The sequence below is a fragment of the Streptomyces candidus genome (genome assembly GCF_014207445.1).
Classification (GTDB): Bacteria; Actinomycetota; Actinomycetes; order Streptomycetales; family Streptomycetaceae; genus Streptomyces; species Streptomyces candidus.
This window is the reverse complement of record NZ_JACHEM010000002.1, coordinates 632,524-644,642: the sequence shown is the minus strand read 5'-3', so window position 1 is coordinate 644,642 and position 12,119 is coordinate 632,524. Positions and strand designations below refer to the sequence as shown.

The 12,119-nt window shown below is 69.7% G+C and carries 9 protein-coding genes and 1 pseudogene; 4 read left to right on the top strand and 6 right to left on the bottom strand.

Features of this window, described 5'->3' with window-relative positions:
- Positions 1 to 121: 121 nt before the first annotated feature.
- Complete coding sequence (locus tag HNQ79_RS34745) at positions 122 to 349, bottom strand: helix-turn-helix transcriptional regulator (protein ID WP_376699968.1); 228 nt, start codon at positions 347 to 349, stop codon at positions 122 to 124.
- Between the two features lie 269 nt (positions 350 to 618).
- Here HNQ79_RS34745 and HNQ79_RS05880 point away from each other — a divergent pair, with 269 nt between their 5' ends.
- The 4 genes and pseudogenes from HNQ79_RS05880 to HNQ79_RS05865 all read left to right on the top strand — a co-directional run bounded on the left by HNQ79_RS05880 (position 619) and on the right by HNQ79_RS05865 (position 4,468).
- Positions 619 to 1,068, top strand: coding sequence for a hypothetical protein (locus HNQ79_RS05880; protein WP_185027562.1), 450 nt, complete (start codon positions 619 to 621; stop codon positions 1,066 to 1,068).
- Between the two features lie 159 nt (positions 1,069 to 1,227).
- A complete protein-coding gene (locus HNQ79_RS05875) occupies positions 1,228 to 1,677 on the top strand; it encodes a hypothetical protein (protein WP_185027560.1) in 450 nt (149 codons plus the stop codon).
- Positions 1,678 to 1,698: 21 nt separating this feature from the next.
- Entirely contained in the window at positions 1,699 to 3,147 is a 1,449-nt protein-coding gene (locus HNQ79_RS05870) for a tyrosine-type recombinase/integrase (RefSeq protein ID WP_185027558.1), read from the top strand.
- A gap of 31 nt (positions 3,148 to 3,178) precedes the next feature.
- Positions 3,179 to 4,468, top strand: a pseudogene (locus HNQ79_RS05865) (MFS transporter).
- A 39-nt stretch (positions 4,469 to 4,507) separates the two neighbouring features.
- Here HNQ79_RS05865 and HNQ79_RS05860 read toward each other — a convergent pair.
- From HNQ79_RS05860 to qcrB, 5 genes are all read right to left on the bottom strand, one after another.
- Positions 4,508 to 7,162, bottom strand: coding sequence for an AAA family ATPase (locus HNQ79_RS05860; protein WP_185027556.1), 2,655 nt, complete (start codon positions 7,160 to 7,162; stop codon positions 4,508 to 4,510).
- Positions 7,163 to 7,492: 330 nt separating this feature from the next.
- Positions 7,493 to 8,539, bottom strand: a complete 1,047-nt coding sequence (locus HNQ79_RS05855) for a YeiH family protein (protein ID WP_185027554.1) — start codon at positions 8,537 to 8,539, stop codon at positions 7,493 to 7,495.
- Entirely contained in the window at positions 8,539 to 9,108 is a 570-nt protein-coding gene (locus tag HNQ79_RS05850; protein WP_185027552.1) for a cysteine dioxygenase family protein, read from the bottom strand. The genes HNQ79_RS05855 and HNQ79_RS05850 overlap by 1 nt, the downstream gene beginning before the upstream one ends.
- Positions 9,109 to 9,218: 110 nt before the next feature.
- Complete coding sequence (locus HNQ79_RS05845) at positions 9,219 to 10,124, bottom strand: LysR family transcriptional regulator (RefSeq protein ID WP_185027550.1); 906 nt, start codon at positions 10,122 to 10,124, stop codon at positions 9,219 to 9,221.
- Between the two features lie 66 nt (positions 10,125 to 10,190).
- Positions 10,191 to 11,876, bottom strand: a complete 1,686-nt coding sequence (gene qcrB / locus HNQ79_RS05840; RefSeq protein ID WP_185027548.1) for a cytochrome bc1 complex cytochrome b subunit — start codon at positions 11,874 to 11,876, stop codon at positions 10,191 to 10,193.
- Positions 11,877 to 12,119: the final 243 nt, after the last annotated feature.

Below are 12,119 nucleotides of genomic sequence, written 5' to 3'. Positions count from 1 at the left end.
AGGTGGTGGTAGTTCCAGAGCGTGGAGACGCTGAGGCTCATAAGGCGAGCAGCATCCTTGGTCCACACGTGTCCGGGCGGGGGCGGTGGGGCAGCGTTGGCTGTCCTGGGCACGGTTCTCCTCAGGTAGGGGTGGTACCCGTGTCATTCCGTCCCCGGTTCGGGGATGACGGGGGCGCAAAAAGGACGAGCACGGCGACACCGAGGGCCTCAGCAACTGCGTGGGCTTCGGTGACCTCTAGCGAGGGTCGACCTCCGGCGATGAGCCGGCCGACTTGGGAGCGGGATACACCCGCCGCCTCGGCGAGGGTGCGAACGGTGTAAGGACTGCCCCTACCAGGTGTTTCCATGATCCTCCGGAGGAGGTCCGGATCCCTAAGGGCGTAGCGCACACTCAATGGTTCCCCCTGTGCAGAGGTGCCTTTAACTGCCTACAACTTAACCCTCTAGGGGCGACTCGTCAACAGACTTGGGGCGACTCATAGTCGCGTATCGGTAAAACCTCTGGCTGGATAGCATTGATCCGTAGACGCTCCGTCCCCAAAGACGGAAGGTTGTACGGACTGACCTGCTAATTTCCTCGTGCCATCCGAAACTCAGAGAGACAGACGGTGGAAGAGTGAACCGAGAGGATGACGATATGAAGGCGTCGGCCACCGCCGCCACAGGCGCGGCCGAGTCTCAGATGGGAGCACTTTCCCGCCTCATCCAGGCTGCGAACGACGAGGGGCTGTCCTACCAGGACATGGCCAACCGGGCGGTCGACACCCAGACAGGGACTCGTCTGCAGAAGCAGGCACTCCAGAAACTCGTCAAGACTCCCCCCGTCAATCCGCCGTCGATCGCACAGCTGCAGGCCATCGCCAACGCTATCGGCCGGCCCCTCTGGCAGGTGAAGGAGGCGGCAGCGGCACAGTGGCTTGAGTACGAGGCCACCGAGCTGGCGGGCTACGACGAGGAAGTGCGCATCATCGTCGGTCACCTGGCAGGCAAGACGAAGGCAGACCTTCTGCGCTGGCGCATGATGATCGAGGCGGAGGAGCGTGCTCGCCGGGAGTCAGGCGAGTAGCACCCCCTCCTGCAACTCCGCGCCGTGTGACCGCAATTGTCCATGAGTAGACATTTCGTGAACCGATTGTCGGCGACGGCGTGTAGTCGTAGCCTTCCATGACCGTGCGCTTCCGTCCGCTTCGGCTCAAGTGCACCACTAGGCGGGGAGGTCAGCAGAGTGCTCAGTGTCACCTACGAACTCGTTCCGGCCACCACGAGCGGAAGACGCGCTCACTTCTCAGAAGCTCGCGGCGCAGTCCGGATCGAAGTCGCCGATGGATTCGGCGCCCCCGATCTCATCGACGACCTGAACCGCGGGATGCAGGAGTTCCTCGACGGGGCACGCTGGTTCCAGCTCTGGCGCCACGACATCATCGGGCGCACAGGCGGCTGCCTCTCACTCGACATCAAGTTCAGCCTTGCCGACTTGGAGCCCGGCGACTACGTGGAGATCAGGGAAAGCCGTGGCTTCGTCTCCGTCGGGATCGAACGTACTGCCACAGCAGCCCAGTTCGTGCGCGCCGTCAACCCGGCCGTTGCCAACTTCCTCGACGGAGGCCAGTGGTTCCAGGTCTACGGCGGAGAGATAGTCGACAACTCCCACCCGGATAGCATGAGTACCGTCTGACAGAGCGCACAGGGGGCCGGGATGCCGGGCTACATCGAGGACCGCTGGTACACGAAGAAGCCCGACCCCGGCACAGGAAAACGCCGCGAGACGGCCCGCCACGGAAAGGGAAAACGCTGGCGGGTCGCCGGCATCCCCGGAGTGCGCGACCGCTCCTTCGTCCGCGAGGCCGACGCGAAGAAGTGGCTGAAGGAGTCGGCGACCGACTCTTCCCGGGGCACCTTCTACGACCCGCGCCTCGGAGAGATGACACTCCGGGAGTACGTCGAGACCCACTGGTGGCCGACACTGCGCCTGCCGCCCGCCACGAAGATTTCGATGCGCGGCCGGGTCTTCAACCACATCCTCCCCTACGTGGGGCACCTCTCGCTGAACCGCATCGGTCACGACGAGGTACGACTGTGGCAGACCAAGGCAGAGAAGAAGATCGAGACCACCACTCTGGTGACAACGTGGCAGCACTTCTCGTCGATCATGCAGGCGGCGTACAAGGCCAAGAGGATTCCGGAGAACCCATTCCGCGACGAGGACTTGAAGGCGCCGCGGCTGCCGAAGTCTAAGGCGAAGGCCTGGCCCCAGGAGACTGCTTCCGCGGTCCGCAAGGAGATGGATGCCCGGTACCGGATCCTGCTCGACCTCGGCATCGCGGCTGGACTGCGCCAGGGCGAGACCTTCGGGTTCTCGCCCGATGACATCGACGGATCAGAGATCAACGTGGTGCGGCAGATCGTCCATGTCGGGTCGCATCTGGGGTTCGGGCCTCCTAAGGGAAACAAGGAGCGCGTCGCACCCTGCCCGCCGGAGCTCGCGCGAGCCGTGAGGGAGTACGCCAAGGAGTTCCCGACGCTGGAGGTGACGCTGCCGTGGGTGGACCCCGACCGTCCGAACCTCGAATGGACTCAGCGCCCTCTTCGAACGGTTCGTCTGCTCGTGACGACGGCGGTCCGGACGGGTAGGAACGGTGGTGCGGTGCACCGGAACATGTTCAACGAGAAGAAGTGGAAGCCGGCCCTAGTCCGGGCGGGCGTCATTCCCGAGCCAAAGGTGGAGCTCGTGGCCGGCAACGGCAAACGGCCGTGGACGCGCACGGTATGGGACATGCCGCACGAGGAAGGGTTCCACGTGACGCGGCATACGTTCGCGTCGATCGTGTTGCAGGCGGGCGAGACCATCACGCAACTCGCGGCATGGCTCGGGCATGCCGATCCTGCGTTCACGTTGAGGACCTACGTGCACTTCATGCCGAAGTCTGGGCAGCATGGGCTTGCTGCGCTCGGTGGGTGGGTGGAGTCGCGTGAGGCGACTGTCGAAGCCTCTCCACGATTTGGATCTCCCCAGATTCTCCCCAGCGGCCCGTCCGTACCTGCTCAGCCATCCGGCGACACGGCAATCGAGGGCGTCGAAGTCGATCGTCACCGGGCCGCAGGCCAGGATGACGGCGGTGTTTCAACTACGGTGCAGTGCGCGTGAACAGGCACGATGCTGGGAAACAGTCGGGACCATGACAGACACCTTGAAGACTGCCGCTCCCCCACAGAAACCGGCCCGCCAGTTGCTCGCGGCCTCCGTGGGCAATGCCGTGGAGTGGTAGTACGACTGGTACGCGTACACCTTCCTCGCCACGTACATCGCCGCGCAGGTCTTCCCCAGGAGCGCGGGCAGCCCGCTGGTCCCGCTGCTGTCGGCCTTCGCGGTCTTCGCGGTGGGCTTCTTCATGCGGCCGGTGGGCGGCCTCGTGCTCGGCGCGGTCGCGGACCGGCGGGGGCGGCGTACCGCACTGACCCTGACGATCCTGCTGATGGGCGGCAGCAGCCTGCTGGTCGGGCTGACCCCGACGTACGCCTCGGCCGGTCTTCTCGCGCCGGTGGTCCTGGTGGTCGCACGGCTGCTCCAAGGGCTGTCCGTGGGCGGGGAGTTCGCGGCATCGACGACGTTCCTGGTGGAGTCGGCGGGACCGGGGTGCCGGGGGCTCTTCTCCAGCTTCCAGTACGTGTCCACGACGGTCGGCCAGCTCGCGGCCTCCGGTGTCGCGGCGGTGCTGGTGTCGAACCTCAGCGAGGGGCAGATGGACGGCTGGGGGTGGCGGGTCCCGTTCGTGCTGGGCGCGCTGCTGAGTCTGGTGGGGTTCTGGATCAGGCGCGGGGCACACGAGACGCACGCGCCTGCGGAACGGGCACCGCGTCCGGGCCTGTTCGACGCGTTGCGCAGGTATCCGCGCCAGTCGCTGCTGATCTGCGGCATCACCGCGGGCGGCACGCTCTCGTACTACACGTGGACTTCGTACCTTCCGACGTACGCGGAACTCAACGGCGGCTTCGAGAAGGCGGACGCGCTGCTCGCGGGCACGATCTCGCTGGCCTTCTTCGCGGTGCTGCAACCGCTCGGCGGGCTGCTCTCCGACCGGTTCGGACGCAAGCCGCTGCTGCTGTTCTTCGGTCTCGGTTTCGCGCTGCTGGTCGTACCACTGCTCGGGATCGTGGACGGCGGCGTGTCGTTCGGGACGCTGGTACTGGTGAGTTGCGCGGGGATGGTGCTGCTGACGGGGTTCACGTCGATCTCGGCCGCGGTGAACGCGGAGATCTTCCCCGCCGAGGTACGGGCCTCGGGCATCGGCTTTCCGTACTCGCTGACCGTGGCGCTGTTCGGCGGCACCGCACCGTACGTGGGCACCCTGTTCACGGACATCGGCAGTCCCGGGCTGTTCCCGTGGTACGTGGCAGCGCTGTGCCTGGTGTCGTCGGCGGTGTTCCTGCGGCTGCCGGAGAGCGCGCACAAGGATCTGGAGCGGTAGGCCGGCCGGCGGGGCCGCGGGCCCGGCGCCGACGGGCCGTCACAGGTTCGCCAGCGCCAGGTCCGCGGTCGCCACCAGCCCGTCCGCTCCGCAGGCCCTGGCCAGGCTCCGGCCCGTTTCCAGTTCCGTACGGGAACGGGCGGCGACGCCCCATTCGACGCGCGCCGCCGCGTGCTCGTACTTGCACGGTGAGGCCTCCAGGCACCGGACGGCCTGCCGGAGCAGTTCGGCGGCCTCGGGCCCTTCGGCCAGGGCGGCCTGACAGCGCAGGGCTTCGCCGATCGCCGTGTACGTACCGAACCGTTCGGCTCTCCGGCGGGCGAAGGCGGCCAGCTCGGCGGCCCTGGCCGGGTCCTCGGGGGCCACCGCGCGTGCCAGGTCGACGGCCCAGGGCGTCATGACCGGGTTGTAGCGGCCCCGTCGCGTCAACGCCGCCCCGGTTGCCTCCAGTTCTGCGACGGCCTCCTTGGTGCGGCCCAGTGCGAGCAGCAGCCGCCCGCGTACCGAAGGGGCGTCGGGGACGACGATCGTGGAGGGGTAGGGCGGGCCGAAACCGAAGTCCTCGGCGACCTCGCGGGCCTGCTGGACGTGCCCGCGGGCCAGCAGGGTGTCGATGAGCATGCAGGCGGCGTCCCAGTGCATGGGCAGGCCCTTGCCCACCTGGGCGGCCAGCCGCAGGCTCTCCCGCAGGTCCCTCTCCGCCCGCTCCAGATTCCCGCGCCTGCGCTGGAGGTAACCGGTGAGGGCGTTCGCGAAGGCGAGATGGCCGCCGCTCCAGCCCGCAGCGGTGAACGCCTCGCGGGCCTCCGTGAACAGCGCGTCCGCGCGGTCGAGTTGGTCGGCGAAGGTGTAGCCGAGGGCGAGCAGCGCGAGCGGTTCGAAGCCCCAGGTGGTGTCGGTCCAGCGCAGCCCGGCCGGAAGGCTTCCGTTGACCAGGGCGCGGTCGCCGGTGCTCACCGCGACCTGGGCGTCCTCGCCCGACGCCGTCGCGTCGAAGGCGCGGAGCATCAGCAGTACCTGTTCGGTGGTGTCGCGCCCCTCGACCCGGTCGGCGGCCTCGGCGAGGCGGCGGGAACGGCCGGGGCCGTCCTCCTCGGCGGCGAGGATGCCCTCCCAGAGGAAGTGCATGGTCGTGAAGCGCATCCGGGTCGGTCCGGCGGGTGCGGCGTTGGCCGCCGCGGCGACCATCCGGCCCGCTTCGCTGACCTGGTCGTTGTGGGTGAGTGCCTGGGAGAGCAGGAAGACGGCGTCGGCCTGCTGCTCGTGGTCGAGGCCCGGCCGGTCGAGGGCCGCCTTGAGGTGTGCGACGGTGGCGGCGGGGTCGCTGAGGTGGATGACCTTGCCGAGTTCGTACTGGACCGCGGCCAGGACGGTGGGCAGAGGCGGCTCGTCCAGGGCCCGCTCCAGACAGCGCCTGGCCGCACCCGGGGCGCCGACCAGGAAGTACTCCTCGGCCGCCGCCCGCATCTGCGCGACGAGGTCCTCGTCGCCCTCGGGCGGCACTTCGAGGAGGTGCCGGGACGCGGCTGCCGCCCCGTGTCCCGCCTGGGTGAGCCTTCGGGCGGCGACGCTGTGCATTCCGGTGCGCAGCCCTCGGGGGATCGCCCGGTAGACGGCCTGGGCGATCGTGGGGTGCACGAAGTTCAGCGGTTCGTCGTCGCCGCCGCTCAGGATGCGGGCGCCGCGCAGCCGATCGGCGCAGTCGGCGGCGTCCTCGGCCGTGATGTTGGCGAGCTTCGCGGCGAGTTCCAGGGAGATGTCGGCCTCCAGGATCCCGGCGGCGAAGGCGAAGTGCGCGGTGATCGTGCCCATCTCCATCAGGCGCTCGACCAGGCCGGGCGCGCGGGCGGACATGATCAGCGGACGCAGCGAGTCCGCGGACTCCTCCACCGGGTCGAGGCCGGCTTCCCTGGCGCGGGCCAGCAGTTCCACCGTCTCGTAGAGGTTGCCGCCGGTGACCGCCCACACCTCGCGGCAGAACGGGTCGTCGGCGTGCTCGCCGAGCTGTGCGCGGGCGAGCCGCGCGGTGGCGCCGGGGGTGAGTTCGCTGAGTGCCACGGCGTTCTCCCCCGCCGCTCCGTCGAGCCGGCGCAGCAGCGCCGCGGTCTCGCCGCTCGCCTCCTTGGTGCGGTACGCGGCGACGATCAGCACCGGCAGCCGACTGCCGCGTTCGGCGTAGTGGGCCAGCCAGCCGAGCGTCTCCAGGTCGCTCCACTGGGCGTCGTCGACGACCAGCACGAGCGGCCGGTGCGCGTCGGCGAGCCTGCCGACCAGGACGTCCAGCCCGTCCCGTACGCCCTGCGGGTCGGCCTTCACCTCGCTGTTGGGCGGAGCGATGCCGAGGGCGGGCCCGACGCTGGCGTACCGCTCACCGAGGAGGTCGCGGGCGTCGGCGGTGCCGGTCGTGGTGAGCGCGGGCTGCAGCAGGTGGCGGACGACGTGGAACGGGACGGACGTGAGGGTCTCGCCGCCGCGTGCGGACCACACCGAGCAGCCCCGCTGCCCGGCGAGCCGCTGCACTTCCGCCAGCAGGGCGGTCTTGCCGATGCCGGCCACGCCCCGGTACACGATCACGCCGCCGCGCGGTTCCTGTGCGCGCAGCCCATCGACCGCATTCGTCGCGGCGGTGAGTTCGGCCTCGCGCTCCAGCAACGACGGTCCGGGGACCGCTTCCTGTGGCCGGGACACGCTCATCCCATCCCCTTTGCAGTATCGGATCTCCGAGCGTAGTCCTACGGCGCGGATGCCGAGAGGGATCCTCCGGAATTCACCGTGCCGGGTGTCTGTTCCAGTCCACCGGCGTTGTGTGCACGGGGCGGCCGAGGTCCGGGGTGGCGGATGCAAGGTCGGGAATGCGCCGGGCGAGCGGACGCCGGCGCCAGGACGGGCGACGGCGCCTCGTCGTCCTCGCCCGCGCCGGCGCCCTGCCGCACAGCGCCCCCGAGGAACGGACCGGGACCGGTGGCGGTCATCCTGCGGCTCCTCGGCCGACGACCACACCTGAACGCCAACTCTCCTATGCTCTCAGCCGGTTGTGAGCAGCACGCCTCCGTACGAGACTCCTGCGACGACCAGCCACGCGCACAGTCCCAGTCCGGCGACGCGCCCACCGGTCCGGGTGAGGGAGGGCAGGTGGACGGCGCTGCCGAGCCCGAACAGGGCTGCGGCCAGCAGGAGTTCCTGCGCGTGGTGCGCGGCGTCGAGCGCGTACTGCGGGAGCAGGCCGGTGCTGCGCAGCGCGACCATGGCGAGGAAGCCGACGACGAACAGCGGTACCAGCGGGGGGCGTGTGCGTCCGGAGGCCGCAGCGCCGTCCTTGCGCCGCTTGCGTACGGACAGGGCGACGGCCGCGACCAGCGGCGCGAGCAGCGCGACCCGCATCAGCTTGACGAGGACCGCTTCGCCGAGCGCGCCGTGCCCGGCGGTCTGGGCGGTGGCGACGACCTGCCCGACGTCGTGCACGCTCGCCCCCACCCAACGCCCGAACTCGGCGTCGGTGAGCCCCAACGGCCCGTGCAGCAGCGGGAGTACGGCGATGGCGAGGGTGCCGCACAGGGTCACCAGCGCGACGGAGGTGGCGGTGTCGCGTTCGTCGCTGTCGGTGGCGTCGGCGACCGCGCCGATGGCGGACGCCCCGCATATCGCGTACCCGGTGGCGATCAGCAGGGGCTGGTCGCCGGGCAGTCCCATCCGGCGGCCGAGCCACCACGTGCCGAAGAAGGTGGCGGCGACCACGGCGAGGACCATGGCGACGGTCGCCCAGCCGATTCCCAGGACGTCGCCCAGGCCGAGCTTGAGACCGAGCAGGACGATACCGACGCGCATGAGCCGTTTACCGGCGAAGGTCAGGCCGGGGCGCGCTCCGCCTCGGACGAGGGAGCGCGCGAAAGGCAGGTGGGCGACGGTGATGCCGAGGACGACCGCGGTGGTCAGCATCGGGATACCGGGCAGGAGTTGGTGCACCGTCCAGGCCAGTGCGACGCCGAGGGCGGCGAGCGCGAGACCGGGCGCGTTGCGGGGGGCCGCGGAGGTGGCGGCCGGTGCGGCCGGGCGTTCGCGCAGGAGGGCCATCAGCGGTCGGCCGGGAGGTCGTACACACGGCGCACACTGGAGCCGATGCGGGATATGTCGGCGCCGTACACGTGCAGGGACGTCGCGACGTCCTCGCCGGCGTTCCAGACCTTGTGGATGTCGCCGGGCGGGGCGAACCCGCAGACGGCGCCCTCCGGGTTGACGACGTCCTCGGTGACGACGAGGTGTGCCTCGACGCCGGGACCCGCGGGGACCAGCCGGTAGCGGCGCTCGCGCTCCTCGCCGGTGTGGACCCCGGTGGTGCACCAGGAGACGTGGTCGTGGACGCAGGTTCCCTGGCCGGGCAGCCAGACGAGGGCGACGACCGAGAAGCTGCCGTCGCCCTCGGCGTGCAGGAGGTGCTGGCGGTAGCAGGCGGGGTCCGGTTCCCGCTGCTCCGGGGTGAGGAGGTCGGCGGCGCCGAGGTGCGGGGCGAGGCGTTCTCCGACGAGGTGGGCGGTGAGGTCGGGCGACAGCCCCTGGTCCACGGCCTCGCGCACCGAGGCGACGAGAGCGTCCAGGCGGGGCGTCGTACGTACAGCCGTACGGGCGGTCGAAATCGTGGTCATACCGGCAGCGTGACGCCGCCCGATCCATCACGTCCAACGCGGATTCGTACGCCGTGCCCCACGTTCTGCTTATGGGTCCGTGGAGCGGGACGCTGTCCGGAGGCGGCCGGTCAGCAGCCGACCTTGTTGGCGGCGACCGTCCTCAGCTCGTCGAGCACGAGAGCGGTGGCCGGTATCCGCAGGTGCTCCCGCAGGACGTACGCGGAGATCCGACGCCTGGAGGCGGGGGCGAGCGCCCGCCCGGTCACCTTCTCGTGGCGCAGGAAGTTCAGTACGAGACCCGGCATCATCGCGATCCCGAGCCCTTCGGCGACCAGGCTCTGCACCACCAGGTTGTCATCGGTGGTGAAGGCGATGTCGGGGGCGAAGCCGTTCTCGGCGCACTCGTGGAGGAAGTTGACCCGGCAGCGCAGGCAGCCGGCGATCCACTTCTCCTCGGCCAGGTCGGCGAGTCCGACGGTGCGCCGCCTGGTGAGGGGATGGCGGGTCGGCAGCAGAACGAGGAGCTGGTCCTCCAGGAGCGGTGTCTCCACCACCTCTTCGGGGACGTCCTCGTGCGACCCCGGGTAGGTGAAGGCCAGCGTGATGTCGCACTCGCCGCGCACCAGGCGGTGCAGCGACTCGGGCGGCTCGTCCTCGCTCAGCTCGACCCGCACCCCGGGGTGCCCGGCGGCGAGCCGGGCCATGGCCTCGGGGATGAGGGTGGCGTTGGCGCTGGGGAACGCGCAGACCCGTACCCGCCCGGTGTGCAGCCGGGTCAGCGCGGTCATCTGCTGCTGGGCGGTGGCCATGGTGTCGAGAATGGCGGCGGCGTGGCGCGACAGCGTCTCGCCCGCCTCGGTGAGGCGCAGACCGCGTCCGGCGCGGGTGAACAGGGGGGTGCCCACCTCGCGTTCGAGGGCCTTCATCTGCTGGGTGATCGCGGGCTGGGTGTAGCCGAGCGCGCGGGCGGCGGCCGAATAGGAGCCGGTGCGGACCACTTCGTGGAAGGTCTTGATGTGCCTCGAATCGAACACCGGCTCAGCATAGCGGGGCGGGGACCGGCGGATCATAAGCAGAATTTGGGTCCCGCCCCCGGCGTCTCAGTGCCGTTGTACGTCGCCGTCGCGCTCTCCCTCCCCGTGTCCGTGTGCGCCGTGCAGCGCCCGGTACTCCTCCACGGTCGGCTTCGGCACGTGCGTTCCCGGCCCGTACATCGCCTTCGAGAGCCGGGCCCGCAGCCGGTCGGAGCGCTTGATCTGTCGCCGTACGCCGTTGGCGTCGACCTCCGGTCCGATCTCGTACGGGGTGGGCTGCTCGTGCGCGGTCAGGGTGTGCAGTTCGGCCTGGCTCAGAGGGGTGTGGATCTCGACGAACTCGCCGTGCGGCAACCGTTTGATGGTGCCGCTCTCCCTGCCGTGCAGCGCCTTCTCGCTGTCCCGGTGCTGGAGCCCCAGACAGATCCTCCGGGTGATCACGAAGGCGAGCGCGGGCCCGGCGAAGACGGCGATCCGCACGAACCAGGTGATGGCGTTGATCGACAGGTCGAAGCTGGTGGCGACGATGTCGTTGCCGCCGCCGATCAGCAGCACGAAGTACAGCGTCAGCCAGGCCACGCCGAGCCCTGTCCTGGCCGGGGCGTTGCGGGGGCGCTGGGCGATGTGGTGTTCGCGTTTGTCCTTGGTGACCCATGCCTCGATGAACGGGTACACCGCGATGGCTGCCATGATCAGCGGGAAGAGCGTGAACGGGATGAACACCCCGAGTTCGAGCGTGTGCCCCCAGGCGTTGATCTCCCAGCTGGGCATCACCCGGATCAGCCCCTCGGAGAAGCCGAGGTACCAGTCGGGCTGTGCCCCGGTGGACACGTGGTCGGGCCGGTACGGGCCGAGCGCCCAGACCGGGTTGATGGAGAAGGTGGCGGCAACGATCGAGAGCACGCCGAAGACGAGGAAGAAGAAGCCGCCGGCCTTGGCGGTGTAGACGGGCAGGAACGGCGCCCCGACCACGTTCCTCTCGGTACGTCCGGGGCCCGCGAACTGGGTGTGCTTGTGGTGGAAGACCAGGATCAGGTGCGCGACGACCAGCCCCAGCATGATCCCCGGCAGCAGCAGGATGTGGATCGGATACAGCCGGGCGATGATGTCGTCGCCCGGGAACTCGCCGCCGAACAGGAAGAAGGCGAGGTACGTGCCGACGACCGGGACGGAGAGGATCGCCCCGTGGGCGAAGCGGAGCCCGGTGCCGGAGAGCAGGTCGTCGGGGAGCGAGTAGCCGGTCAGACCGGTGATCACGCCGAGGAACAGCAGGGTCCAGCCGAACAGCCAGTTGAGTTCGCGCGGTTTGCGGAAGGCTCCGGTGAAGAAGACCCGCATCATGTGCACGAGCATCGCGGCGACGAAGACGAGTGCGGCCCAGTGGTGGATCTGGCGGATCAGCAGCCCGCCGCGCACCTCGAAGCTGATGTCCAGGGTGGATTCGTAGGCCCGGGTCATCCGGACGCCGTTGAGCGGGGTGTACGACCCGTGGTAGACGACCTCGGCACTGCTGGGTTCGAAGAACAGCGTGAGGTAGATGCCGGTGAGGATGATGATCAGGAAGCTGTAGAGGCAGATTTCGCCGAGCATGAAGGACCAGTGGTCCGGGAAGATCTTGCGCATATTGGCCTTGGCCAGCGCGTACAGGCCGAGCCGTCCGTCCGCCCAGTCGGCCAGCCGCTCGCCCTTGCCGGGCGGCCCCGACCGGGTCCTGTCGCCCTGACCGAGCACTCCGTCGCTGTCCTCGCCCATGTGACCCCCTCGTACGGAACTTCAGAGTAGGCACGCCGCCCGGCGTATCCAACAAGGTTGACGAAGCGGGGAGTCGAAGTGTGACACGCGCCCCCGGAGAAGTTTCCGCGGCAGCGACGGACGGCGTGCCCGAGGGGGCGGGCCGGGCGGCGCTTCGGGGTGCCGGTAACCGGGCGAGCGCAGGGTCGCGCCGCAGGACCCGCGCAACCGGCGTGCCAGGGCGCCCAGTTGCTCCTGGTCGGC

What these genes read in the sequence shown, in the direction of transcription:
- HNQ79_RS34745 (WP_376699968.1), bottom strand. Translation starts at nt 349, where the DNA reads ATGGAAACACCTGGTAGGGGCAGTCCTTACACCGTTCGCACCCTCGCC.
- HNQ79_RS05870 (WP_185027558.1), top strand. Translation starts at nt 1,699, where the DNA reads ATGCCGGGCTACATCGAGGACCGCTGGTACACGAAGAAGCCCGACCCC.
- HNQ79_RS05860 (WP_185027556.1), bottom strand. Translation starts at nt 7,162, where the DNA reads ATGAGCGTGTCCCGGCCACAGGAAGCGGTCCCCGGACCGTCGTTGCTG.
- HNQ79_RS05855 (WP_185027554.1), bottom strand. Translation starts at nt 8,539, where the DNA reads ATGGCCCTCCTGCGCGAACGCCCGGCCGCACCGGCCGCCACCTCCGCG.
- HNQ79_RS05850 (WP_185027552.1), bottom strand. Translation starts at nt 9,108, where the DNA reads ATGACCACGATTTCGACCGCCCGTACGGCTGTACGTACGACGCCCCGC.
- qcrB (WP_185027548.1), bottom strand. Translation starts at nt 11,876, where the DNA reads ATGGGCGAGGACAGCGACGGAGTGCTCGGTCAGGGCGACAGGACCCGG.